This is a genomic window from Mycolicibacterium bacteremicum (assembly GCF_002086115.1).
Classification (GTDB): Bacteria; Actinomycetota; Actinomycetes; order Mycobacteriales; family Mycobacteriaceae; genus Mycobacterium; species Mycobacterium bacteremicum.
In genome coordinates, this window is the sequence record NZ_MVHJ01000006.1 from 262,739 (window position 1) to 287,327 (window position 24,589).

Annotated in this window: 18 protein-coding genes; 10 read left to right on the forward strand and 8 right to left on the reverse strand. The window is 68.0% G+C overall.

The features are described from left to right. Positions 1-262: 262 nt before the first annotated feature. The 6 genes from BST17_RS09920 to BST17_RS09945 are packed head-to-tail and all read right to left on the reverse strand — an operon-like array spanning position 263 to position 7,683. The gene (locus BST17_RS09920) at positions 263-1,417 is read right to left on the reverse strand and encodes a CaiB/BaiF CoA transferase family protein (RefSeq protein WP_083057482.1); all 1,155 of its coding nucleotides are present in this window, start codon (positions 1,415-1,417) and stop codon (positions 263-265) included. Further along, the gene (locus BST17_RS09925; RefSeq protein WP_083057484.1) at positions 1,410-2,336 is read right to left on the reverse strand and encodes an SDR family NAD(P)-dependent oxidoreductase; all 927 of its coding nucleotides are present in this window, start codon (positions 2,334-2,336) and stop codon (positions 1,410-1,412) included. The genes BST17_RS09920 and BST17_RS09925 overlap by 8 nt, the downstream gene beginning before the upstream one ends. Next, positions 2,333-4,189 carry a flavin-containing monooxygenase gene (locus tag BST17_RS09930; protein WP_083057485.1) on the reverse strand — a complete coding sequence of 619 codons (1,857 nt, stop codon included), beginning with the start codon at positions 4,187-4,189 and terminating at the stop codon, positions 2,333-2,335. Before BST17_RS09930 ends, BST17_RS09925 begins: the two co-directional genes overlap by 4 nt. Continuing rightward, positions 4,186-5,364, reverse strand: coding sequence for an LLM class flavin-dependent oxidoreductase (locus BST17_RS09935; protein WP_083057487.1), 1,179 nt, complete (start codon positions 5,362-5,364; stop codon positions 4,186-4,188). Before BST17_RS09935 ends, BST17_RS09930 begins: the two co-directional genes overlap by 4 nt. A gap of 48 nt (positions 5,365-5,412) precedes the next feature. Continuing rightward, entirely contained in the window at positions 5,413-6,825 is a 1,413-nt protein-coding gene (locus BST17_RS09940) for an aromatic ring-hydroxylating oxygenase subunit alpha (protein WP_083057489.1), read from the reverse strand. Positions 6,826-6,837: 12 nt separating this feature from the next. After that, positions 6,838-7,683, reverse strand: coding sequence for an SDR family NAD(P)-dependent oxidoreductase (locus BST17_RS09945; RefSeq protein WP_083057490.1), 846 nt, complete (start codon positions 7,681-7,683; stop codon positions 6,838-6,840). 139 nt (positions 7,684-7,822) lie between these two features. On the opposite strand from BST17_RS09945, the gene BST17_RS09950 reads away from it, so the two are divergent. Genes BST17_RS09950 through BST17_RS09980 form a run of 7 tightly spaced genes read left to right on the forward strand, consistent with a single transcriptional unit; the run spans position 7,823 to position 15,161 of the window. After that, positions 7,823-9,412: an SMP-30/gluconolactonase/LRE family protein gene (locus BST17_RS09950; RefSeq protein ID WP_083057492.1), complete on the forward strand. Its 1,590-nt coding sequence runs from the start codon at positions 7,823-7,825 to the stop codon at positions 9,410-9,412. Further along, complete coding sequence (locus tag BST17_RS09955) at positions 9,409-10,155, forward strand: GntR family transcriptional regulator (protein ID WP_083057493.1); 747 nt, start codon at positions 9,409-9,411, stop codon at positions 10,153-10,155. The genes BST17_RS09950 and BST17_RS09955 overlap by 4 nt, the downstream gene beginning before the upstream one ends. Continuing rightward, positions 10,152-11,645 (forward strand): AMP-binding protein, encoded by a 1,494-nt coding sequence (locus tag BST17_RS09960; protein ID WP_083057495.1) that lies wholly within the window; start codon positions 10,152-10,154, stop codon positions 11,643-11,645. Before BST17_RS09955 ends, BST17_RS09960 begins: the two co-directional genes overlap by 4 nt. Before the next feature lies 1 nt (position 11,646). After that, positions 11,647-12,420 carry an SDR family NAD(P)-dependent oxidoreductase gene (locus BST17_RS09965; protein WP_083057496.1) on the forward strand — a complete coding sequence of 258 codons (774 nt, stop codon included), beginning with the start codon at positions 11,647-11,649 and terminating at the stop codon, positions 12,418-12,420. After that, positions 12,417-13,886, forward strand: coding sequence for an AMP-binding protein (locus tag BST17_RS09970; protein ID WP_083057498.1), 1,470 nt, complete (start codon positions 12,417-12,419; stop codon positions 13,884-13,886). Before BST17_RS09965 ends, BST17_RS09970 begins: the two co-directional genes overlap by 4 nt. Positions 13,887-13,905: 19 nt before the next feature. Continuing rightward, positions 13,906-14,721, forward strand: coding sequence for an SDR family oxidoreductase (locus BST17_RS09975; protein WP_083057500.1), 816 nt, complete (start codon positions 13,906-13,908; stop codon positions 14,719-14,721). Positions 14,722-14,738: 17 nt separating this feature from the next. Beyond that, positions 14,739-15,161 carry a PPOX class F420-dependent oxidoreductase gene (locus BST17_RS09980; protein ID WP_083057501.1) on the forward strand — a complete coding sequence of 141 codons (423 nt, stop codon included), beginning with the start codon at positions 14,739-14,741 and terminating at the stop codon, positions 15,159-15,161. Positions 15,162-15,195: 34 nt separating this feature from the next. Here BST17_RS09980 and BST17_RS09985 read toward each other — a convergent pair whose 3' ends face one another. Further along, complete coding sequence (locus BST17_RS09985) at positions 15,196-15,546, reverse strand: heme-binding protein (protein WP_083057503.1); 351 nt, start codon at positions 15,544-15,546, stop codon at positions 15,196-15,198. 29 nt (positions 15,547-15,575) lie between these two features. Continuing rightward, positions 15,576-15,932, reverse strand: a complete 357-nt coding sequence (locus tag BST17_RS09990) for a hypothetical protein (RefSeq protein WP_083057505.1) — start codon at positions 15,930-15,932, stop codon at positions 15,576-15,578. 139 nt (positions 15,933-16,071) lie between these two features. Here BST17_RS09990 and BST17_RS09995 point away from each other — a divergent pair, with 139 nt between their 5' ends. The 3 genes from BST17_RS09995 to BST17_RS10005 all read left to right on the forward strand — a co-directional run. Next, complete coding sequence (locus tag BST17_RS09995) at positions 16,072-20,586, forward strand: ATP-dependent helicase (RefSeq protein ID WP_083057506.1); 4,515 nt, start codon at positions 16,072-16,074, stop codon at positions 20,584-20,586. A gap of 18 nt (positions 20,587-20,604) precedes the next feature. Next, positions 20,605-21,357: an endonuclease VIII Nei2 gene (gene nei2 / locus BST17_RS10000; RefSeq protein WP_083057508.1), complete on the forward strand. Its 753-nt coding sequence runs from the start codon at positions 20,605-20,607 to the stop codon at positions 21,355-21,357. Positions 21,358-21,638: 281 nt separating this feature from the next. Beyond that, the coding region (locus BST17_RS10005) for a cadherin-like domain-containing protein (protein ID WP_165762257.1) at positions 21,639-24,589 on the forward strand (2,951 nt) is incomplete at its 3' end.

Sequence of the window (24,589 nt, forward strand, 5' to 3'; positions counted from 1 at the left end):
GCGCTCACCGGGTGACGATCGGGAGCGATGTTGCATTCGAACTTGTGTTCGATCGTACACGTGTTCGAATACTCCCGCAAGCCCTTCCTGCGTCGACTCAACGAAAATGCGCGCGCCGTCCCGCCACTGCTTTGCGGTCGGCCAACGCCAGCCCCATCAATCGAGGATGTGCCGGACCGCGATCGCCTCTCACCTCGGACTGTTCCGCAACGGAGTTCGCACCCGCCGAAGCTGAGCAATGAGACCAGAGCGTGCGTGGGCCTCAGCGCCGAACGTCGGCCTGCAACTCCCCGAGCACCGCCTCGGTGTCGGCGCCCAACCGCGGCGCCGGTCCACGAACACGGCCCGGCGTCCGCGAGAACCAGGTCGGCACGCCCGGAAATCGCACCGGGCCGTCCGGCGTCTGCACCGTCTCGAACAAGCCGACGGCATTGAGTTGCGGTGAATCGAACAGCGCGTCGAGGCTGTTGATCGGCGTCGCCGGGATCTCCAGTTCTGCGAACAGCGCCAACCACTCCGCGGTGGTGCGCTCCAGCATGGTCTGCGCCACCAGCCCGTACACCGTGTCGATCTGCTTGGCCCGCAACGCCAACGTCGCGTACTCCGGCGTATCCCAGGCCGGCCGCACCGCGTCGATGAACGCCTTCCAGTGCTTGTCGTTGTATATCAGCGCGGCGACATGCCCGTCCTTGGTGGCGTAGGGCCGCCGATTGGGCGCCACCGTGCGCGGATACACCGCCGGCCCGAGCGGAGGGTCGAACATGGCGCCGTTGGCATGTTCGACCAGCATGAAGGATGCCATAGTCTCGAACATGCTGACCTCGACCTCCTGTCCCTCGCCGGTGCGCTCCCGGTGGAACAGCGCCATCATGGTGGCGTACAGCGCGGTGAGCCCAGTGACCTTGTCGGCCATGATCGTCGCGACATACGTTGCATCGCCGGTCAATTGACGTTGCGCCGCCGGCAGCCCGCATTCGGCCTGGATGGTGTCGTCATACGCCGGCCGGTCGGCGTCCGGTCCGCGTCGGCTGTAGCCGTAGCAGTTGGTATAGATGATGTTCGGATTGATCGCAGCCACCGAGACGTAGTCGAACCCGAGCCGGGCGATCGCCTTGGCCCGCATGGAATGGATGAACACATCCGCCGTCGCGATCAGTGCCCGCAGCGCCGCCGCACCCTCCTCGGAACGCAGATCGAGCACAACGCTGCGTTTGCCGCGGTTCACATTGACGAAAACACCGTTCATACCGGGGGACGGACCCACCGCCACATTACGGGTGATATCGCCCTCGGGCGGCTCGATCTTGATCACGTCGGCGCCCATATCGGCCATGATCTGGGTGCAGTAGGGGCCCATCACCACCGACGTGACATCGATGACGCGCACCCCCTCCAACGGTCCATTGCTGTCACTCATGCTGGGCCCCTTGGGATGCCATGGCGAACGAATACCTGATGTGGTCGGTGTGACCGTCGGGCACGGGCGGGAACACCAGCGGTGCGGTGTCGTCGCGGATGGCATCGATATTTGCCGCCACGTCCTCGACCGACCAGGCCGGCCGGTACACCCCCGCCGTCTCGGCGATGAACGCGCGAGCCACCCGCCCCCCGATGGCGACCAGCATCTCCCCTGTCACCGAACAACTCTCGTGGGACAGCCAGGCCACCGTCGGCGCGACCAGTTCCGGCCCCATCGGCGGGTAGGCCGAGGTATCGATACCCTCGGCCATCCGGGTGACCGCGCTGGGCACCACGACATTGCATGTCACATTGTGCGCCGCCCCCTCGAGCGCCGCCACATTGGACAGTCCGATCAGCCCCGCCTTTGCCACCCCGTAGTTGGCCACGTTGTGGTTGCCGTACAACCCACCGATCGAAGACGTCAGCACGATCCGACCGAACCCGTTGTCGCACATGAGCGGAAACGCCTGCCGGACGACGTGGAAGCCGCCCCGCAGATGCACGTCGAGTACGGCATCGAAGTCCTGGTAGCTCAACTCCCGCAGCGACCCGCGACGAACGGTGCCGGCATTGTGGATCAGGATGTCGACCCGGCCGAACACCGACACCGCGGCGTCGATTATCGCGCGCCCGCCCTCGGGGGTTGCCACCGAATCGGTGTTGGCCACCGCCACGCCCCCGGCAGCGGTGATCTCGTCGGCGACCTGCTGTGCGGGAGCGGCATCGGCGCCGTCACCGGTCAGGCTGCCACCGGGATCGTTGACCACCACCTTCGCGCCGCGGGATGCCAACAACAGCGCGTACTCACGCCCCAGCCCCCGACCGCCACCGGTGATGACGGCAACCCGGTCATCGAATCTGAGGGCAGCGCTCAAGAGAGCTCCAGACCCGCAAGGTCGCCCTTGGTCCGCCACTCGGCGATCAGATCATCGAAGGCGTAGAAGCCCGGCGAATAGAACTCCCCGAGGAAGGCACCGTTGCGCACCGCGCCGCCGCGGCCCTCGTTGTTGTAATAGCCCGGCGTGCAGGACAGTTCGAAGGCGGAGTTGTCGATCGACAATTCACGGACGGTGGACACCCAGGCGTCCTGTCCCTCCTGACTCGGCTCCACCGTCGTGGCATCGCGGTTCTGCGCCTCGGCGATGATGTAGGCGATGTGCTTGGCCTGTTGCTCGAACATCGCGGTGGTGTTGGCCGACACGCCACCCTGGATGAATCCCATGAAGAACTGGTTGGGAAACCCACGGCTGGTCATCCCGTGCAGCGTCTTGTAGTCATCGCGCCAGTGATCGAACAGGGACAGCCCGTCCCGGCCGGTGATCGCGTCGATGGCGAAGCGGCGGTGGATCTCGGTGGAGATCTCGAAGCCACTGGCGAAGATCACGCAGTCCACCTCGTATTCGACACCGCCGGCGACGATGCCCTTCTCGGTGAGCCGTTCCACCCCCTTGGACGCCGACACGTCGATCAGCGTCACGTTGGGCCGGTTGAAGGTGGCCAGATAGTGCTCACTGGAGGTGGGCCGCTTACACATGAAGCGGTAGTACGGCTTCAGCGCCTCCGCGGTGTCCGGGTCGTCGACGATCTCGGCCACCCGGCGGCGCAGCCGCTCCATGATTTTGTAGTCCTCTTCCTCGCGGAAGGCCATGATCTGCTCGATGCCGACCGATGCCGGGTCCTCGCTGCCGGCGATCCGCGCGGTCAGGTTGCGACCGAGTTCGGTCCAGAAGTCGCACACGAGATCCGGTTCACCGAACACCACACCGACGAACGGGGACCAGTTGTGGAAGTTGCGCTTGCGCTCCTCCTGCCACCCCGGCTGCAGGGAGGCCGCCCAGGCCGGATCGGTCGGAGTGTTGCTGCGCGCGTCGACCGAGGACGGGGTGCGCTGGAACACGAGGAGCTGCTCGGCGTCACGGCCCAGATGCGGCACCAGCTGAATGCCGGTCGCACCGGTGCCGACCAGTGCGACGCGCTTGTCGGCGAGCTTGTGCAGCCCGCCGTCGGCGCTCCCACCGGTGTAGTCGTAATCCCAGCGCGCCGAGTGGAAGACGTGCCCGCCGGCAGCCCGGAAGTCCTTGATCCCGGGGATACCCGGCAGCTTGGGCCGGTTGTAGGAGCCCTGGGCCATCACGACAAATCGGGCCCGGATCTCATCGCCGCGGTCGGTGTTGATCTGCCAGCGCTGCACCCCGTCCTGCCAACGTAGTTCGCGCACCTGGGTGGAGAACAGTGCACCGTCGTACAGGCCGAAATGCTTGCCGATGTTGCGGCAGTGCTGGAAGATCTCGGCACCGTCGGCGAACTTCTTGCTCGGCATGAAATCGAGCTCTTCGAGCAGTGGGATGTAGCAGTAGGCATCATTGTCGCACTGGATCCCAGGGAACCGGTTCCAGTACCAGACCCCGCCGAAGTCACCGGCCATCTCGATGACGCGGATACCCTCGACCCCGGCCTTCTTCAGGTACGCACCGGCCAGCAGCCCGGCGAACCCGCCGCCGAGGATGACGACGTCAACGTCCTCGGTGATCGGGTCCCGCTCGGTCACGGTGGTATAGGGATCCACCTCGGCGAACTCGGCGTACTCGCCTTCGAGTTCCAGGTATTGATCACCGCCGTCGGGGCGCAGCCGCTTCGCCCGCTCCGCGGCGTACTTCTCACGCAGAGCGGGGATGTCGATATCGGCCGGGGTGTCGGTCGGCCCGCACGAATTCGCCAGCGTCGTCATGCGATAGCGTTCTCCGGCAATGCCGCGGGATGCAGCGGGGCGGCCATCTCATGCACCGCGGGCAGCACTTCCTCGGCGAACAGCCGGGTGCTCGCAAAAGCGTCCTCGTAGGGCATGGTGCCGAACTGCGGCACGATGGTCACCTCAGAGAACGAGCAAGCCTCCTGGGCGGCCTTGAGCTTCTCGAAGACCACCTCCGGCGTGCCGATCAGCAGATTGGAGGCGTGGTATCCGGGCGGGCCGCCCTTCTTCTGGTCGCCGACCTGTGATGCCAGCACCGCGGTGGCGGTCGCCTCCCGGGCGGCGTAGGCCTCATATCCCTTGACCCCGCGGAAGTTGGAGGCGTCGGCAAATCCATAGTGCACGTTGACATCACGGTTCGCCGTCCAGATCCACTCCTCGGTCAGCGCGGCCAGTTTCTCGTCCTCCTTGGCCGTGCAGTACATGAACATCACGTTCTTGGGCTGACAGGGCTCGAAGCCCTCTTCGGCGCGGAAGGTGTTGACCTTGCGGACCTCCTCACCAGCATCCCAGATCGGCTTGTTGCCGACGAACAGTGGGACCATTCCGCGCCGCGACAGGATCTCCAGCGACTCGGCCGTCGACGACGAACTATAGATGCGGGAGAACAGGTCCTTGCTGATCGGTTCGGGACGTAGCGACATCTCCGGGAACTTGAAGATCTCGCCGTCGTAGGAGAAGCGTTCCCCACTGAACGCCAGTTCCAGCACATCGAGTGTCTCGTTGAAGCGCTGCCGACTCTGTTCGCGCGGCACGCCGACGGCGTCGAACTCGCTCTTGGACACCCCTCGTCCGATGCCGATGGTGGTGTAGCGGCCGTTGGAGACGATGTCGAGGTAAGCGATCTGGTGTGCCAAACGGACCGGGTTCCACCACGGTGCCACCGCGACGAAAGTCCCCAGGCTCACCCGTTCGGTGCGTCCGGCGAAGTATGTCAGCGCCTGAATCGGGTTGGGCGTCATGCCATACGGGGTGCCCTGGTGCTCGGGGAACCAGATACCGTCGAAGCCCAGCGGCTCGGCCAGATCGCCCAGCGCCAGCGCGGCCTGCACGCATTCGTAGTCCGGGGTCACCGGCGGCACACTGAAATCACCCGCCATCACCCGCTCCCAATCGCGCGAGTTCTGCGCACCGGTACCGAGATTGACCTTCATGTTATGTCTCCTTGCTCGGGATCTGCGGAGTCACCGCTTCACAGATCGCTAGATATCTTGAGGTTCCCCGATACCCATGTACTTGGACAGCTGATGGTGCAGATTGACGGTGCTGCGTTCGCGGTACGGATTGGGCAGCGTGCCGGGGAAGCCGGCCGACTTCATACCCTGCTGCACGGCGGCCATGTTCGAGAAGTCCTGTGGCAGCACCGAGAGCCAGTTCGGCGAATCCTTCGGCGTGTAGGCCCATTCGGTCTGTGGCTCCTGGCCTTCGGGATACAGCTCGAACACCGCGACCTCGAAGATGCACTTGTTCGGGTCATAGCTGGGGTCGGGGCGCGCCGAGTAGCACAGCGCACTGGTCAACCCCTGGCCCACCTGGAAATTCGGGAAGATCTGCCAGGCGGTGCCGCTCTGCCCGAGGATGTCGGGCGGGATGGTCGGCCAGATCACGCCGCGGGCCTCGTCGTCCCGGCGGGCCGAGGCCAGCCAGTGCTGCAGCACCTGGTCGGCGGGAGTGCCCTCGGGCAGTTCGTCGACCAGCCGCTTGGCCGCTTCCACCAGCGTCCTGGTGGTCGTGGCGTTGGTTTCCTCCATGGTGTAGACCTGCATCTCGGCGGTCGAGATGCGCGGGTCCCCGGTGCCGAGTCTGATCTTGGACTTGGTCTCGTCCATACCTTTCGGCGCGTCGTAGCCGATGTTGCTGTGCTTACCCTGCGCCTTGGCCCAGCCCTTGAACTCTCCGAACTTGTTGAACTCCGGGTGGGTGGTGAACACGTGGTAGGTCTCGTTGAAGGCCTCCATCGCGACCTTCCAGTTGCAATCGAAGTACAGCCATTTGCGCCACTTGTAGCGCATGTTCTGCAACCCGAAGGGATCCAGGATCTTCGACGCCGGGAACAGATAGTCGGCCAGCGACTCGGCCGCGGGGTCCATGTTGATGAACAACCAACCGCCCCAGGTGTCCACCTGAACCGGCGCCAGATGCGTGTTGGTGGGCGTCAGTTTGCCCTGCCAGTCGTCCTGTTCGCGGATGTGGGTGCACGCGCCGTCGAGTCCGTATGTCCAGCCGTGGAATCCGCACACGAAGGATTTCCGGGCCCGGCCGACGGCGTTCTTGGCGCCGTCGGGGTTGTCGATCAACTTGCGGCCGCGGTGCATGCACACGTTGTGGTGCGCGGTGAACTCCTCGGGTCCGGTGCGCACGATGATGACCGAGTCGTCGAGGATGTCGTAGGTGAGGTAGCTGCCGATCTCGGGGATCTCCTCGACCCGGCCGACCTGCTGCCAGACTTTGCGCCACAACCGGTCCCGCTCGTTGCGGGCATATTCGGGCGAGATGTAGGCGTCCACCGAGATGGTGGTGGGCTGGGACAGGTCCTCGGCGATCACGCCCGTCGAATCGTCGGGTTCGGCGTCGATCTCGATGGCTGCGTCGAGGTCGGATTCGGTATGGGTCACGTGCTGGTCCTTTCAGATCCGACTGATCGCTCGGCGGAAGTTCTCGTCCTTGAGGAACAGGGAGGTGTTGTCGGCGCCCAGGTGGGTCCACTTCAGGTTCAGTCCACCGTCGACCAACAGCGTCTGTCCGGTCACGTAACCGGCCAGATCCGACAGCAGGAACAGGATCGCGCCGGCTTGTTCGGTGGGAGTACCCCTGCGGCCCATCGCGATTGCGGTGCGGTCGCGTTCTGGATCCTCGTCGACGTAGGTGGCCGAGGCGGCTGTTTCGGTGACCCCCGGTGCGACCGCGTTGACCCGGATACCGCTGGCGGCCAATTCGACAGCCAGGGTCCGGGTGGCCGCGACGATGGCGGCCTTCGCCGTGCCGTAGGCGATGTGGTACGGCGCGGTGTTCATCCCGCTGATCGACGAAACCGACACGATCGAACCGGGGTTGCCCTGTTCGCGGATCTCGGCGGCCACCGCCTGGCTCATGAAGAACATGGTCTCCAGGTTGGCGGTGAACAACTCCCGCCAGTCCGCCCGGGACACCCGGGTGGCCGGCATCCAGGTCGCCGGGGCCGCACCACCGGCGATGTTCACCAGGCCGTAGAGAGTTCCCTGCGCTGCGCGGGTCGCCTCCAGAACCGTCGCGATGCCGTCGTCGGTGGCGGCGTCGGCGACGACCGGCTGGACCGCGAGTCCCTGCGCGGCCAACGGGCCGACATGGGTGTCCAGGTTCTCGCGTGACCTGCCGACCGCGATCACGGTGGCACCGGCCTCGGCGGCAAGCCGGGTGACGGTCGTACCGATCCCGCCGCCGCCGGCGCCGGACACCACGACGATGCGTCCCGTGAGGTTCAGCAGCTCGCTCACGGTATCAATTGTCCGTACAAGAATTGACGTTCTGCATATTGCAGAACACTATTCCGCAGGGCTTTTACATCGTCAAGGGCGGATTCGCTGAGCACCCGTTCTATTGTCTGGACCAGTTCGGCCTTGGTAGCGTCCTGCCATGACCACCTTTCAGACCGGCCGATACGCCGCGGCGGAGCCGGAGGCGGCGGCAGGGTGGACCGTGCGACGGTTGACCGCGCCCAGCCGGCTGTTCGGCGCCAACGGTTTGCGCACCGGACCCGATGGACGGCTGCACATCGCGCAGGTGACGGGCAGCCAGATCAGCGCGCTCGACGTGTCCACCGGCGCGCTGGAGACCATCAGCGCCAAGGGCGGGGACATCGTTGCTCCGGATGACCTGGCCTTCGGGCCCGACGGCGCGCTGTACGCCACCGAGGTGATGGACGGTCGGGTCAGCGTGCGCGACGCCGCCGGCGCCACCCGGGTGCTGCGCGACGATCTGCCCTCGGCCAACGGGATCACCGTCCATCAGGGGCGGTTGTACGTCAACGAATGCCGGGACGGCGGCCGGCTGTTCGAACTCGATGTCGACGGTGGCGAGCCCCGATTGATCCTGGCGGACCTGCCGTCCCCCAATGCCATGGAGTTCGGCCCGGACGGGCTGCTGTACTTCCCGGTGATGACCGCCAACCAGATCTGGCGGGTAGATCCCGCCGGTGGCGCGCCCGAGGTGGTCGCCGGCGATCTCGGAGTGCCGGACTCGGTGAAGTTCGACGCCGACGGCACCATCGTATCCACCCAGGTGGCCAGCGGTCAGGTGCTGCGCATCGACCCGCGCAGCGGCAACCGGACCGTGCTGGCCACCCTCACACCGGGATTGGACAACTGCGCCTTCGTCGACGGACGGCTGTTCGTCTCCAACTTCACCGGCTCGATCACCGAGATCCTGCCCGACGGCGCCACCACCGCCGTACTGCCGGGCGGGCTGAACTGGCCGCTGGACATCGCCGTCGGCACCGACGGCGTCGTCCATGTCGCCGACGGCACCTATCTGTACAGCCTGGGCGCCGACGGATCACTACACACCGTCGGCATGCTGTTCAGCCCCGGCTATCCGGGGTTCGTGCGCGGTCTGACCCCGGTCGGCCCCGGCGAATTCCTGGTGACCACCTCCGGTGGCCAGGTGGCCCGGTACCGGCCGGCGGACAACGAGACCGAGTATCTGGCCGATGGTTTCGACCAGCTCTACGGTGTCGTCCTGCTGTCCGACGGCAGCCCGGTCGTGGTCGAACAGGGCACCGGCCGGGTGCTGCGGATATCCGGCACGGATACCGAGGTGCTCGCCGCCGGCCTGGACACCCCGGTCGGTGTGACAACCGACGGTGACGGAGCGGTCCTGGTATCGGTATCCGGTGCGGTGCTGCGGGTGACCGGTTCGGGCACCGAGACCGTCGTCGACGATCTGGTCACCCCGCAGGGCATCCTGGTGCGCGCCGACACCCTGTACATCGTCGACGCCGGCACGAAGGCGGTCATCGCCGTCGATCTGACGACCGGAACCCGGCGGACCATCGCGGCCGGCCTGCCGGTGGGCGCACCCCCCGGTGTCACCCCCAAACCGCTGCGCGGGATGCCGCCGTTCTCCGGCCCGCAGGGACCGTTCGCGGGTATCTCGGCGGGAGCCGATGGCACACTGTACATCTCGGCCGACGGGGAGGGCAGCGTGCTGGCGCTGCAGCGTTCATGAACACCCACACCGCCGCCGAACATCGCTACCTGCAGGTGGCCCGCACCCTGCGCAAGGAGATCGTCGACGGGGTGTACCCGGTGGGCTCGCAACTGCCCACCGAGCACGAACTGTGCGAGCGGTTCGCCGTCAGCCGGTACACGGTGCGTGAGGCATTGCGCCGGCTGCGCGAGGACAATCTGGTCTCCTCCCGCCCGCGAACCGGCACCCAGGTGGTACCGCGGCCGACGACGAGTTCCTATGCGCAGGACGTGATGTCGATCAACGATCTGCTCGCCTTCGCCGCCGGGGCGCAGTTGGAAATCGAGTCCAACACGATGGTCACCATCGACGCCGAACTCAAAGGGCGCACCGGTCTGGGGCTCGGTGAGCAGTGGCTGGCGGTGCGCGGCTACCGCCAGGACGCCGCGGCACATGTCCCGATCTGCCGCACCGAGTATTACGTCAACCGGGCATTCGCCTCGGTCGGCCGGTTGCTGCATCGCCACACCGGTCCGATCTTCCCGCTGATCGAGGATCTGTTCGGGGTCAGCATCGTCGAGGTGCGCCAGGAGATCTCGGCGGTCCCGGTGGACCACGATCTGGCCGCGCTGCTGCGGATTCCCGTCGGCGCGCCCGCCCTCCAGCTGCAGCGCTGCTACACCACCTCCGACGGCGAGGTCGCCCAGGTGACCGTCAACACCCATCCGGCCCAGCACTACCGGCACTCGATGACCATGCGCCGGGTCAAGGGTGCGGGGTGAGCACACTGGCCGACGCGCTCCTCGAGGCGTCCCACAGTACCCCCGACCGGGTGCTGATCGTCGACGGTGACAGCACCCTCGACGCCGCTACACTCCACCGGCAGGCCACGGCACTGGCTGCCGCGATGTCGGCGCGCATGCCGGCCGGCAGCGTCGTGTCGTTCATGCTGCCCAACTGGCACGAGGCCGCCATCGTGTACCTGGCGGCGACGATGTCGCAGATGGTGGTCAACCCGATTCTGCCGTCCCTGCGCGACAGCGAGTTACGGTTCATCCTGAGCGACGCCGATGTGCGGATGATCTTCATCCCGGAGCAGTTCCGCGGGCACGACCACGCCGCGATGCTGCGCAGGGTCAGCGCCGACCTGACCGACCCACCGGAGGTCGTGGTCGTCCGCGGTGCCGGGGAAACATCCTTCGCCGACCTGCTGCAGACACCGCCCGCACCGCCGACCCGACCCGACCCGGCAGCGGTTCGCATGATCATGTACACGTCCGGAACCACCGGCCGCGCCAAAGCCGTTCTGCACAGCCATGAGTCGATCCACGCACTCATCCGTCAGATCGGGGCGCACTGGCGCGTCGACCCGGGCGACACCTTCCTGGTGGCCTCACCCATCGCCCACATCGGCGGTTCGATCTACGCGTTCGAATGCCCGTTGCTGCTCGGGTCGACGGCCGTGCTGATGCAGCACTGGGATCCGGATTCGGCGGTACACCTGATGCAGCAGCACCGCTGCACCCACATGGCCGGCGCCACACCGTTTCTGGAGGGCCTGCTGGGTGCGGCCGAACGGGCCGGCACCCGGTTGCCCGATCTCAAGGTGTTCATCTGTGGTGGTGCGTCCGTATCGCCCGCGCTCATCACCCGGGCGGGCGGCTATTTCGAGAAGGCCGTTGTCACCCGGGTGTACGGGTCGACCGAGGTGCCGGTGACCACCGTCGGTTCACCCGATGACCCGGCGCGGGCCGCCGATACCGACGGGCGACCGGGTATCGCCGAGGTCGTGCTGGTGGACGGGGAGATCCGGGTGCGTGGTCCGCAGATGCTGGTGGGCTATCTGCGCGACGAGGACACCGCCGCCGCATTCGACGCGAACGGCTACTTCCGCACCGGTGATCTGGGCAGGCTCACGCACGACGGCTACCTGGTGGTGACCGGCCGCGCCAAGGACATCATCATCCGTAACGGCGAGAACATCTCTCCCAAGGAGATCGAGGACATCCTCATCGGCCACCCCGGCATCGCGGAGGTCGCGGTGGTCGGCGTCCCCGATGCCCGCACGGGTGAACGCGCCTGCGCCGTCATCGTGGCCGCCGATGGCGACCCGCCCGACATCGACGATCTGGCCGCGCTGTTGCACCGGCACGGGTTGGCCAGGTTCAAGACACCCGAACGGGTGGTCGTCTGGGAGTCGCTGCCCAGAAACGATGCCGGCAAGATCCTCAAACACCAGATTCGGGCCACACTGACGAAGGAGTCGCACTGACATGCAGGTAGCGATCGTGACGGGTGCCAGCAGCGGTATCGGGTTCGGTTGCGCCACAACGCTCGCCGCGGCCGGAATGGCCGTCCTGGGCGTCGGTCGCGATGCGGACCGGCTGGCCGATGTGGAGCGGGCGATCGGCGATCCGGAGCGCGTCGCCACCCTGGCTGTCGACCTGACTGCCGACGACGCGCCGGCCCGCATCATCGACACCGCCGTGGCCCGGTGGGGGCACGTCGACTTCCTGATCAACAATGCCGGGGTCGGCAGTCCGAAACCGTTGCACGAGACCGACGACGAATCGCTCGACTACTTCCTCGGCCTGATGTTGCGCGCACCGTTCCGACTGGCCCGTGATGTCATCGGCCACATGGGACCGGGCTCGGCGATCATCAACGTGACGTCGACGTTCGCGGTGGTCGGCGGTCTGCGCGGTGGCGCCTATTCGGCAGCCAAGGGCGGGCTCACCGCCCTGACCGGGCATATTGCGTGTCAATATGGCGCGCAGGGCATCCGGTGCAATGCCGTTGCCCCGGGGGTGACGCTGACCCCGATGGTGGAGAAGCGCCTCGACGACCCCGGGTTCCGCAAGATGCAGACCGAGATGACGCCGCACACCCGGCTCGGCACGGTCGACGACATCGCCGCCACCGTGGCGTTCCTGTGCTCGCCCGGTGGTGCATTCATCAACGGGCAGACCATCGTCGTCGACGGCGGGTGGAGTTCGACCAAGTACCTCTCGGAGTTCGCGCTCACCTCCGACTGGGTCGCCAAGTGAACCTGTACGCGCTGCTGGACCAGGCCGCAACGCGTTTCGGTGAGCGCGGCGCGGTCTACCGCGGGACCCGGCAGGTGCACACCTGGGCGCAGTTGCGCGAGCGGGTGCTGCGGCTGGCGACCTCGATATCGGCCCGGCACGACACCGGCGCACGCATCGCCATCGCCAGCGAGAACCGGCCGGAGATCATCGAAGTGATGTTCGCCGTATGGGCGGCCGGTTGCGCGGTGGTGCCGATCAACTTCAAGCTGCACCCCCGCGAGATGGCACAGATCATCGACGATTCCGGCGCCGCGATCGTCTTCGCCTCCCCAAAGATCGCCGCCGGGCTGGCCGGCGTCACCGAGACGCCGGTCGAGGACGTCGAGACACCGTTCTACGCAGCGCGATTCGAGTGCGTTCCCGCGACACCCGCCGACACCGATCCGAGTGCGTTGGCCTGGCTGTTCTACACCAGCGGCACCACCGGCCGATCCAAGGGCGCCATGCTCAGTCACCGCAACCTGATGGCGATGACGGTGTCCCACCTGGCCGATTTCGACTCCCCCGATGAGAACTCCAGCCTGCTGCACGGCGCACCGATGTCGCACGGCTCCGGTCTCTACATCGCACCCTACGTACTGCGCGGTGCGCGTCAGGTGGTCCCCGAATCGGCGGGCTTCGAACCCGACGAGTTCCTGGACCTGTGTGCCCACCACCCGGGCGTCAGTTGCTTCCTGGCCCCCACCATGGTGGGCCGCCTGATCGCCACCGGTCGGCCACGGCCGGCGAATCTGCAGACGGTGGTCTATGGCGGCGGCCCCATGTACGTCGACAGCTTGAAGAAGGCGATGGCGGCGTTCGGTCCGATCTTCGTGCAGCTCTACGGGCAGGGCGAGGCGCCGATGACCATCACGGGGCTGCGCAGGCGCGACCACTGCGATGCCGATGACAGCGTCCTCGGCTCGGTCGGTTATCCGCGCTCCGGTGTCGAGGTGGCCGTGCTCGACGCCGACGGCAACCCGGCCGGCGTCGGCGAGATCGGCGAAATCGCCTGCCGTGGTGACGTCGTGATGTCCGGATACTGGAACAACTCGGCGGCCACCGCCGCCACACTGGTCGACGGTTGGCTGCACACCGGTGACATGGGTTCGTTCGACACCCGCGGGTATCTGACGCTGCGCGACCGGTCCAAGGACGTGGTGATCAGCGGCGGCAGCAACATCTATCCGCGCGAGGTCGAAGAGGTGCTCATCACCCATCCAGGGGTCGACGAGGCCTGCGTCGTCGGCGCCCCGGACCCGGACTGGGGCGAGGTGGTGGTGGCCTTCATCGTCGGGACGGCCGCCGAAGCGGACCTCGACGCCCACCTGCTGGAGCGGATCGCCCGGTTCAAGCGGCCCAAACGCTACGTCCACGTGGCCGAACTGCCCAAGAACAGTTACGGCAAGGTGCTCAAGCGGGAGTTGCGCGAACTCGTGCGCTGAGCACTGGTAGACACGACACATGCAGATCGAGGGCAGCGTCGTCGTCATCACCGGAGCGGGGTCGGGGATCGGCCGGGCACTGGCCGCGGCCTTCGCAACAGCCGGCGCCTCGGTCGTGGCCGCCGACATCGACGCGCAGGCGGCGGCACAGACCGCCGCCGGCATCGGCGAGCGCGCGGTCGGTGTCGGCGTGGACGCCGCGACCGTCGACGGCATCGCGACACTGCTGGACACCGCCCGGTCGGCGTTCGGGCCGGTCGACATCTTCGTCGCCAACGCCGGCATCATCGGCGCACCCGAGCTGGGCAGCGACGCCGACTGGGACCGGGTACTGGAGGTGAATCTGCGCGCCCACATTCGCGCCGCGGACGCCCTCATCCCGGAGTGGACGGCCAGGGGGCGCGGATACTTCGTGTCCGTCGCGTCGGCGGCCGGTCTGCTGACCCAGATCGGAGCGGCCGGCTACGCCGTCACCAAACATGCCGCCGTCGGCTTCGCGGAGTGGCTCGCGATCACGCACGGCGACAATGGGATCGGCGTGACGGTGGTCTGCCCGATGGGGGTGGCGACACCGCTGCTCGAGGCGATCACCGACTCCGCGGACGCCACCGCCCGGGTGGCGGCCGCCTCGATCACCACTGCGGGCGCGGTGCTGTCCGCCGAGGATGTCGCGGCCGCCACGCTGGACGGGGTCAGCGCGGACAGGTTCCTGGTGCTGCCGCACCCCGGCGTGCTGGACATGTATCGCGGCAAGGGCGCCGACTACGACCGCTGGATCGCCGGCATGCGCCGGTATCAGCGGGCCCTGCAAGCGAGCTCGACGACCACCGACTGACGAGAGGACGGCAACCCATGGCAACACTGCAAGCCGATGTGGTGGAGTTCCTGATGACCGGAACCCGCACCGGCATGCTGGGTTACGTCGCGGCCGACGGCCGGCCGCTGGTCGCGCCGGTCTGGTTCGTGGTCGACGGCGACACCCTGGTGTTCAACACCGATGCCGGCTCGGCCAAGGCGCGCGCGTTCGCCCGCGACCCCAGAGTGGTTCTGTGCGTTGATGATCCGCATCCGCCGTTCTCCTTCGTCCAGATCCAGGGCACGGTGGAGGTGTCCGAGGACCTCGACGAGGTGCGGTCGGTGGCCACCCGCGCCGGCGGCCGCTACATGGGCGCCGGCCGGGCCGCGGAGTACGGGCAACGCAACGGTGTCCCGGGTGAACTCGCCGTCCGGATCACCCCCACGAAGGTCGTCAAGGCGTTTCGCGTCGCCTCCTGAAGCGGCGTCCGAAACGGCACGACGACCGCACCTCCTAGCCCCCGCAGCGGTTACGGAAGTCCTTGGCGGGCTGCCGGATACCGCGCAGCTCGTCGCGCACCTGCGGGTTGGCCGTCATGTACTCCTCCAACGCCGCACGCCGCTCCTCCTGCGTCGTCCCGCGCAGGGATGTGAAGAAATCGTTGACCGGCGGGTGGGTGAACAGGTAGGCCGATGTGGCCGCCGAGACGCCGGCCAGCACGCCGGTGAGATCGGCCGCCGTGCAGTTCGGTGGCGGCGGCGGCAGCGGTTCGGCCACCGCCGTGGTTGCCGGTGCGACGAGCACGGCCAGCGCACCCAGCGTGAGTGCGACGGCCCGCCGGGCTGAGGTCGTCTTCCACAACATGTCGTCCTCCTCGGTAGGTGTGTTGCTGCTCATCGACGCCCGCCGCGTCCGCCGCCCCGGCCGCCGCCCGGCTTCGGGCCTGGGTTCGGCCGTCCGATATCCGGTCGACCGGGCCCCGGCGCACCGATGTCCGGATCGAGATAGACATCGATCGTCCAGCCGCCGTACCAGTCGTCGCAGTCCATCCAGTCGATATCGCACGGAGAGGGGGCATAGGGTCCCGACCCACTCGGCCCGCTGCCGGTGTTGGCCCCCCGCACGTCACCCTGCGAACAGATGGTGGTGCCGCCGGCGCTGGTGCAGTCGGCGGCGGCGGTGGGTAGCGGTGCGAGGGAAAGTCCCGCGCCGACGAGCGCGGGCACAGCAAACAAAGCGATCAGCCGCATCTGAAGACTCCTTCACTCTCCCCGTCATGAGTGATCTCACGGCGTGCCGACGCCGTGATCATAGATCCACAAAACGCAACGCGCTGGGTATTCACGCTGCTCAGGGTTACTTGTCGGTGGGTGGGGGCACCATGGTGGGATGCCACCGGTGTCCGACCCCCTCGACCGCTTCAGTGAGCTGACGCGGCAGTGGTTCGCGGGCACCTTCCCGGCCCCCACCGCGGCCCAGGCCCAGGCCTGGGACGCCATCGCCGACGGCAGCGACACCCTGGTGGTCGCACCCACCGGTTCGGGCAAGACGCTGGCCGCCTTCCTGTGGGCCATCGACGACCTGGCGCGCGCGCCCGCCGAGGCGCCGGGCACCCGGGTGCTCTACGTGTCACCCCTCAAGGCGCTGGCGGTCGACGTCGAACGCAACCTGCGTACTCCGCTGACCGGGCTGACCAGGGTCGCCGAGCGCCTGGAGGTGCCGGCCCCGGCCATCACCGTCGGTGTGCGCTCCGGTGACACCACGCCCAAACAGCGCCGCGACCTGATCACCCGCCCACCCGACATCCTGATCACCACGCCCGAGTCGCTGTTCCTGATGCTCACCTCGTCGGCCCGCGAGACGCTCGCCACCGTCCGGACCGTCATCGTCGACGAGGTGCATGCCGTCGCCGCCACCAAACGCGGAGCGCATCTGGCCGTCTCGCTGGAGCGCCTCGATGCCCTGCTGGAGCGCCCGGCGCAACGGATCGGGCTGTCGGCGACGGTGCGCCCCGCCGAGGAGGTGGCCCGCTTCCTGACCGGTTCGCAGGCGACCATCGTGTCCCCGCCGGCGGACAAGACATTCGAACTCCAGGTGCAGGTTCCGGTGCCGGACATGACGAACCTGGCCGAGGGGTCCATCTGGCCCGATGTCGAGGAACGCATCGTCGACCTGATCGAGGCCCACCGGTCCTGCATCGTGTTCGCCAACTCCCGCCGGCTCGCCGAGCGACTGACCTCGCGGCTCAACGAGATCCACGCCGAGCGCAACGGTGTGGAGCTACCCGGGGCGGCAGACTCCGGGGGCGCCAACAAGAAGGTGGCCGGCGGCGCACCGGCCTACGTGATGGCCAGCGGGCAGAGCTTCGGCGCCCCGACCGAACTGGCCAAGGCGCACCACGGATCGGTCAGCAAGGAGCAGCGCGCGCTGGTCGAGGACGACCTCAAGAGCGGGCGGCTCAAGGCCGTGGTGGCCACCTCCAGCCTGGAGCTGGGTATCGACATGGGTGCGGTGGACCTGGTCATCCAGGTGTCCGCACCGCCGTCGGTGGCCAGCGGCCTGCAGCGCGTCGGCCGCGCCGGGCACCAGGTCGGGGAGATCTCCCAGGGCGTGTTGTTCCCCAAGCACCGCACCGACCTGATCGACTGCGCGGTCACCGTAGAACGCATGAAGGCCGGCCAGATCGAGACCATGCGGGTACCCACCAACCCGCTGGACGTGCTGGCCCAGCACACCGTGGCCGCGGCCGCGCTGGAGCCGCTGGACACCGACTCCTGGTTCGATACCGTGCGCCGCAGTGCACCCTTTGCGACACTGCCGCGCACCGCATTCGAGGCGACCCTGGATCTGCTGTCGGGCAAGTATCCCTCCACCGAGTTCGCCGAGCTGCGCCCGCGGCTGGTGTATGACCGTGATGCGGGCTCGCTGACCGCCCGCCCCGGCGCACAGCGGCTGGCAGTCACCTCCGGCGGCGCCATCCCGGACCGCGGGATGTTCACCGTCTACCTGGCGTCCGAAGACGAAAAGCCTTCGCGGGTCGGCGAACTCGATGAGGAGATGGTCTACGAGTCCCGCCCGGGAGACGTCATCTCCCTGGGTGCCACCAGCTGGCGGATCACCGAGATCACCCACGACCGGGTGCTGGTGATCCCCGCGCCCGGGCTGCCGGCTCGGCTGCCGTTCTGGCGGGGCGACAGTGTGGGACGTCCCGCCGAACTCGGGGCCGCGGTCGGCGCGTTCACCGGCGAGCTGGCCAAGCTGGATTCCGCCGAGTTCCGGCAGCGCTGCCGCGATGTCGGCTTCGACGACTACGCCACCGACAATCTGTGGCAGCTGATCGACGAACAACGACAGGCCACCGGCGCGGTGCCCAGTGACAGCACCCTGGTGGTGGAACGGTTCCACGACGAGCTCGGCGACTGGCGGGTGATCCTGCACTCGCCCTACGGTCTGCGGGTGCACGGACCGCTGGCCCTCGCGGTGGGTCGGCGGCTGCGGGAACGCTACGGCATCGACGAGAAGCCCACCGCCTCCGATGACGGCATCATCATCCGGCTCCCCGACGGCGGGGACGACCCGCCGGGCGCAGACCTCTTCGTGTTTGAGGCCGACGAGCTCGATGCCATCGTCACCGCCGAGGTCGGCGGGTCGGCGCTGTTCGCATCCCGGTTCCGTGAGTGCGCGGCCCGCGCTCTGCTGCTGCCGCGACGGCACCCGGGCAAGCGCTCCCCGCTGTGGCATCAGCGCCAGCGGGCGTCCCAACTGCTCGATGTCGCCCGCAAGTACCCCGAATTCCCGATCGTGCTGGAGGCGGTCCGGGAGTGCCTGCAGGACGTCTACGATGTGCCCGCGCTGACCGAACTGATGGCCAAGGTCGCCCAGCGCCGGATTCGGTTGGTCGACGTCGAGACGGCCACTCCGTCGCCGTTCGCGGCCGCGGCCCTGTTCGGCTATGTCGGGGCATTCATGTACGAGGGCGACAGCCCGCTGGCCGAACGCCGGGCGGCCGCGTTGTCCTTGGACACGGTGCTGCTCGCCGAACTGCTCGGCCGGGTCGAACTGCACGATCTGCTGGACCCCGACGTGGTGGCCACCACCGCACGCCAACTGCAGCACCTGGAGTCCGACCGGGCCGCCCGCGACGCCGAGGGTGTCGCCGATCTGCTGCGCCTGCTCGGGCCGCTCACCCAGGATGAGATCGCTGCGCGTGCAACGACACCCGAGATCGGCGGCTGGCTGGAGGGACTGCGGGAGGCGCGCCGTGCGCTGACCGTGTCGTTCGCCGGCGAAACCTGGTGGGTCGCCGTCGAGGACGTCGGACTGCTGCGGGACGGTGTGGGTGTCGCGGTGCCGGTGTGGGTGCCGATCAGCCTCACCGAGTCCGTCGCCGACCCGCTGGCCGAACTGCTGGGCCGGTATGCGCGCACGCACGGCCCGTTCAGCACCGACGAGGCCGCGGCCCGGTTCGGGCTGGGCATCCGGGTCACCTCCGATGTGCTGGGCAGGCTGGCCGCCGACGGGCGGCTGATCCGCGGCGAGTTCACCGCCGCCCCCGGCCCGTCCGAACAGTGGTGTGACGCCACGGTGCTCAAGATCCTGCGGCGGCGTTCCCTGGCGGCGCTGCGGGCGGCGGTCGAGCCGGTCAGCACCGCCGCCTACGGGCGGTTCCTACCGGCCTGGCAGCACCTGGGCTCCGAGCAGGTGCGCGGTGTGGACGGCCTGGCCGGTGTCATCGAGCAGCTGGCCGGTCACCCCCTGCCCGCCTCCGCGGTGGAATCGCTGGTGTTCGGGCAGCGGGTCGCCGACTATCAGCCGGCCATGCTGGACGAACTGCTCGCCTCCGGTGAGGTCACCTGGTCCGGCGCCGGCCAGATCGGCGGCAGCGACGGCTGGATCGCGTTCCATCCCAGCGACAGCGCCGCGCTTACGCTGGCCGCCCCGATCGACATCGACTTCACCGACACGCACCGCGCCATCATGGAATCGCTCGGCCACGGCGGTGCCTTCTTCTTCCGTCAGCTCGCCGACGGCTCGGCCGGTGCGGAGCTCAAGAAGGCGCTGTGGGATCTGGCCTGGGCCGGCTGGATCACCGGTGACACGTTCGCACCGGTGCGCGCGGTGCTGTCCGGGCCGCGCCGGGGTGGCGCGCCCTCGCATCGCCAACGTCAGCGCCCACCGCGGCTGAGCCGCTACAGCCTCACCCAGGGGCAGCAGCGCACCGATCCGATCGTGGCCGGGCGGTGGTCGGCGCTGCCCACCGCCACACCGGATTCCACAGTGCGCGCACACTTTCAGGCCGAGCTGCTGCTCAATCGGTACGGGGTGCTGACCCGCGGTGCCGCCGACGGCATCCCCGGCGGATTCGCCATGTTGTACAAGGTGCTGACGGCCTTCGAGGATGCCGGCCGCTGCCAGCGCGGGTACTTCGTCGAGTCCCTCGGCGGCGCGCAGTTCGCCGCGGCCTCGACAGTCGACCGGCTGCGTTCCTATCTGGACGGGGTGGATCCGCAGAAACCCGAACTGCACGCGGTGGCGCTGGCTGCGACCGATCCGGCGAACCCGTACGGGGTGGCACTGCCCTGGCCGGACGACACCGAGGTGACCCACCGGCCCGGACGTAAGGCCGGCGCCCTGGTGGTGCTCGTCGACGGGGTGCTGGTGTGGTTCCTGGAGCGCGGCGGGCGGACGCTGCTCAGCTTCGGGGCCGGAGCCGACGCGCAGCATGCCGCCGCGGCTGCACTGTCGGGTCTGGTGAGCGCGGGCCGGGTGCCGTCGCTGCTGGTCGAGAAGATCAACGGGGTGAGCGTGTTGGAGGCGGCCGGCGACGAGGTGCTCACCGGGGTGCAGGACGCACTGTTGGAGTCCGGTTTCGCGCGCACCCCGCGCGGCCTGCGGCTGCGCTGATCGCCCGATAATAGAGCCATGCCCGAGGGTGACACCGTCTTCCGCACCGCGACCAAACTGCGTGAGGCGCTCGTCGGGCGAACCCTGACCCGGTGCGATGTCCGCGTGCCGCGGTACGCGGCGGTGGACCTGACCGGGCAGGTGGTCGACGAGGTGCTCAGTCGTGGCAAGCACCTCTTCATCCGCGTCGGTGCGGCCAGCATCCACTCTCATCTGAAGATGGACGGCAGCTGGGTCATCGGCTCGTTCCGCGGGCCGCAGCATCGCATCCGCATCGTGCTCGGTACCGCCGACACCGTGGCGTTCGGCATCGATCTCGGCGTGCTGGAGGTGCTCGAACGCGCCCACGACCAGGACGCCGTGGCGCACCTCGGCCCGGACCTGCTGGGCCCCGACTGGGATCCGCAACTGGCGAAGGCGAACCTGATGGCCGAACCGGACCGCGAGTTGTCCGACGTGCTGCTCGATCAGCGGGTGATGGCCGGTGTCGGCAATGTCTACGCCAACGAACTGTGCTTCGTGCTCGGCCGGCTACCCGACTCGCGGGTCGGCGATCTATCCGATCCGCTGCGCGCCGTGCAGCGAGCGCGCGACATGCTGTGGTTGAACCGGAACCGCGCGAACCGCATCATCACCGGCAACACCCGGCGCGGGCAGCAGTTCTGGGTGTACGGCCGTGCGGCCGAACCGTGTCGTCGGTGCCGCACCCCGATCAAACGGGACGACACCGGCGAACGCATCCGGTACTGGTGCCCGAACTGCCAGCGGTGAGGCGGTAACCGCCGAAATCCCTTCCCATTGCAAGTATTCCCGTCCGCCGACGGGATAACTCGGGAAAACTTTGCTCGCAAAGTGTCACATACTGCAATTAACGGTGATGTATATTTTTGCCTGCGGGGGTACCACACGCACCAGGTCCGCTCACAGCAGGGGTTTTCAGCTCCTCTGCGGCTGACAGGTGTTTGCCTACGCGCGGTAGCGACGATCTGCCCGCCCGTCGTCCCGCAATGCGTCGCAACGGTTCCGGTCGGGATGACTTCGGGGAGCGCACCATGCCACAGCACGCCGCACGCCACAGTGGACACGGCAAGTCGCGGCACCGGCGCGCACGCAGCGGCGGATCACAGCAATCGACACCCGAGTTGCCGATACCCGCCCCGGCCGGAGCGACGATCCCGATCGGACGGGTGGGGGCACTTGCGGTGGCCCTCGGCATCGGCTTCGCGGCCACCACCGGCCTCGGCATGGGTATCGCCCGGGCCGAGGACGGCACGGCCGGCGGCACCAACGACACCGGCGATCGGAACACCGAATCATCATCCGGCACCACGCAATCCGGAACAGCTCAGTCCGACGCAAGCCAGTCGGGCCCGGCACCGTCGGGTCCGCCGGAGCCCTCCGATCCCGCACCGTCCACACCGGGCACATCGACGGACGATTCGACCGAGGAACCCGAACCCGCAACCACCGACACCGGGATCGAAGGAGCCGACGACTCCCCGGAAGGCGACGCCGAGGACATCAGCTCCGGCGCCCAGCCGCTCCGGCCCGAGCCGGCGCGGAAGTCCCGGACGCGGTATCTCGCGCCGTCCGTTGATGATCCGGTGGCATCGATCGAGACCACCCCCACCACCGAGACATCCGCACAGCTCGCCGAGCCGACCGAACCGGCGTTGTCGCCCACACCGGCCGACACGTCCTATCCCTCCACCACGAACTGGGCGGCCGTCGCCGAGGCGGCCCAAGCGGTCATCAACGGTGTCGACGGCGCGGTGGCGGTCGCCGACGACACCGCCACCACTGCCGATTCCGCACCGTCGGCCACATCCGGACCGGTCGAACCCGTCGAATCCCTTGTCGTGCTGTCCCTGTTGGCGTGGACCCGACGAGAGTTCGCGCGCTCGGCCACCCGCGCAACCGACACCGCCACCGCGCTGGACACCACACTCGTGCTCGATCCGGCGACGACAACCGAATCCGAGGCCACCGGCGTCGACGAGGTACCTTCCGATGACGATCCGGTCATGCTGCGCCAGGCGCTGTTCACCACGCTGGGTGCCGGTAGCGCCGCGCCGACCGGAACGGACTCGACCGTCACCGGTATCGAGGACTCCACCAAGATCGGCGGACAGCTGACCGGGACCGACGCCGACACCGCCGCCGCGGACCTGTTGTTCACCCTGGCGACCGGCGCCGCCCACGGCCAGGTCACGGTCAACGGTGACGGCACGTGGACCTACGCGCCGGACCGGGATTACAACGGCACGGACAGCTTCACCTACACCATCTCCGACGGCGTCGACGTCTCCGACCCCGTCGCCGTCAGCCTGCACATCACCGCGGTCAACGACGCACCCATCGCCACCAGTGGGCTCACCGGCACCGGTGCCGAAGGCAGCACCATCACCGGCACCCTGAGCGGCACCGATGTCGACAGCGGCACGCTGAGCTACAAGATCAAGGCCCAGGCCACGCACGGCACCGTCACCGTCAACGCCAGCACCGGAGCCTGGACATACACGCCGGCAGCACATTTCACCGGCACCGACTCGTTCACCTTCACCGTGTCCGACGGCAAGCTGACCTCGGCGCCGGTCGCCGTGATGATCACGGTCACCCCGGTCAACAGCACACCGACCGGAGTCGACTCGAATGTCACTGCCATCGAGGATGTCCCGACCGGCGGAAAGCTGACCGGTTCCGATATCGAGACGCCCGTCACCGGCCTGACCTACCAACTCGCCGACGGCGCCGGTCACGGCACGGCCGCCGTCTCCTCGAACGGCACCTGGACCTACACGCCGGACAGCAACTACGCCGGCACCGACACCTTCACCTACACGATCACCGACCCGGCGGGGGCCACCTCTGCCCCGGTCACCGTGACGATCACCGTGACCCCGGTCAACGACGCCCCGGTCGCCACGACAGGCCTGTCCCATATCGGTGACGAGAACAGCGCCTTCGGCGGAACGCTCAGCGGCACCGATATCGACACCCCCGCCGCCGGCCTGACCTATGCGCTGGGCACCGGAGCCTCACACGGCACCGTCACCGTCGGAGCCGACGGCACCTGGACCTACACCCCGGACGCCGACTACACCGGTGCGGACTCGTTCACCTACACCGTGTTCGACGGAAAACTGCGCTCCACTCCGAGCACCGTCACGATCACCGTCGCGTCGGCAAACAGCATTCCGACGGGCACCGACTCGGCCGTGACCGCAGTGGAGGACACCGTCAAGATCGGTGGCACCTTCACCGGTTCCGATGTCGAGACCCCCGCGGCCGGACTGACCTATTCCCTCGGCAGCGCGGCCTCGCACGGCACCGCGACGGTGAACGTGGACGGGACCTGGACCTACACCCCGGCGCCCAACTACAACGGTGCGGATTCGTTCACCTACACCATCACCGACGGCGCAGGTGCCACCTCCGCACCGGTCACGGTTCACGTGACCGTCACGGCGATCAACGACGCACCCACCGGCACCACCGGCCTCACCGGATCGGGCATTGAGGGCGGTGTCATCACCGGCACGCTCACCGGTAGCGATATCGACAGCGCGAATCTCACGTTCGCGGTGAAGGGTAAACCGGCCCACGGCTCCGTCGTGGTGAATCCGGACGGCACCTGGACCTACACCCCGGCAACCAATTTCAGCGGCGTGGACTCGTTCACCTACACCGTGTCCGACGGCCGCCTGCGATCCGTACCGGTGACGGTCACCCTCACCGTCGCCGCCGTCAACGACACCCCCACCGGCACCAGCACGGCGGTCACCGCCGTGGAGGACACCACCACCGGCGGCACCCTGACCGCCACCGACCCCGACGGCGACACCCTCACCTATGCTTTGAGCACCAACGCCACTCACGGCACCGCGAGCGTCAACGCCGACGGCACCTGGACCTACACCCCCGCCACCAATTACCACGGCACCGACACCTTCACCTACACCGTCACCGACGGCACCGCCACCTCCACCCCCATCACCGTCAC

What these genes read in the sequence shown, in the direction of transcription:
- BST17_RS09920 (WP_083057482.1), bottom strand. Translation starts at nt 1,417, where the DNA reads ATGAGTGACAGCAATGGACCGTTGGAGGGGGTGCGCGTCATCGATGTC.
- BST17_RS09930 (WP_083057485.1), bottom strand. Translation starts at nt 4,189, where the DNA reads ATGACGACGCTGGCGAATTCGTGCGGGCCGACCGACACCCCGGCCGAT.
- BST17_RS09935 (WP_083057487.1), bottom strand. Translation starts at nt 5,364, where the DNA reads ATGAAGGTCAATCTCGGTACCGGTGCGCAGAACTCGCGCGATTGGGAG.
- BST17_RS09950 (WP_083057492.1), top strand. Translation starts at nt 7,823, where the DNA reads ATGACCACCTTTCAGACCGGCCGATACGCCGCGGCGGAGCCGGAGGCG.
- BST17_RS09955 (WP_083057493.1), top strand. Translation starts at nt 9,409, where the DNA reads ATGAACACCCACACCGCCGCCGAACATCGCTACCTGCAGGTGGCCCGC.
- BST17_RS09965 (WP_083057496.1), top strand. Translation starts at nt 11,647, where the DNA reads ATGCAGGTAGCGATCGTGACGGGTGCCAGCAGCGGTATCGGGTTCGGT.
- BST17_RS09975 (WP_083057500.1), top strand. Translation starts at nt 13,906, where the DNA reads ATGCAGATCGAGGGCAGCGTCGTCGTCATCACCGGAGCGGGGTCGGGG.
- BST17_RS09980 (WP_083057501.1), top strand. Translation starts at nt 14,739, where the DNA reads ATGGCAACACTGCAAGCCGATGTGGTGGAGTTCCTGATGACCGGAACC.
- BST17_RS09985 (WP_083057503.1), bottom strand. Translation starts at nt 15,546, where the DNA reads ATGTTGTGGAAGACGACCTCAGCCCGGCGGGCCGTCGCACTCACGCTG.
- BST17_RS09990 (WP_083057505.1), bottom strand. Translation starts at nt 15,932, where the DNA reads ATGCGGCTGATCGCTTTGTTTGCTGTGCCCGCGCTCGTCGGCGCGGGA.
- BST17_RS09995 (WP_083057506.1), top strand. Translation starts at nt 16,072, where the DNA reads ATGCCACCGGTGTCCGACCCCCTCGACCGCTTCAGTGAGCTGACGCGG.
- nei2 (WP_083057508.1), top strand. Translation starts at nt 20,605, where the DNA reads ATGCCCGAGGGTGACACCGTCTTCCGCACCGCGACCAAACTGCGTGAG.